This is a genomic window from Staphylococcus sp. EG-SA-2 (assembly GCF_017152085.1).
Map to the genome: position 1 here is coordinate 1 of NZ_JACYHC010000148.1, position 539 is coordinate 539.

Here is a 539-nt window from a genome sequence, read left to right on the forward strand (position 1 = left end):
TAGGCGTTGACCCGAAAATTATGGGTATTGGGCCTGCATATGCGATTCCTGAAGTATTGTCACTCAGCAATCTATCTGTTGAAGACATTGATTTGATCGAATTGAACGAAGCATTTGCTTCTCAAACAATTGCATCTATTAAAGAAGTAGGTCTAGATATATCACGTACGAATGTGAATGGTGGCGCTATTGCTTTAGGTCATCCATTAGGTGCTACAGGCGCAATGTTAACCGCGCGTTTACTTAATGAAATGGGTAGACGTCCCGATAGCCGTTACGGCATGGTTACGATGTGTATTGGTGTCGGTATGGGTGCAGCTGCTATATTTGAATATGTGCGTTAGAATGGTTGATTTTGGATGAAGCGGATTCGTTTTGTTATTGAATGAAGTAGGCTGAAGTTGAAGCCAGTTGAAGTTGAAGCGGGTTGAAGCAATTTCGTTTTATTAATGAAGCTGTGTGAAATATAGTGATTGAACAAAAAAGTGGTTTAATGGGATGGTGGTTATTTCCGTTTTAGAATTTAACATTTACACGTC

1 pseudogene is annotated in these 539 nt (G+C 39.9%); it reads left to right on the forward strand.

Annotation, left to right across the window (positions count from 1 at the left end):
• A pseudogene (locus IDG60_RS01445) lies at positions 1–344 on the forward strand (acetyl-CoA C-acyltransferase); the annotation flags it as partial.
• Positions 345–539: the final 195 nt, after the last annotated feature.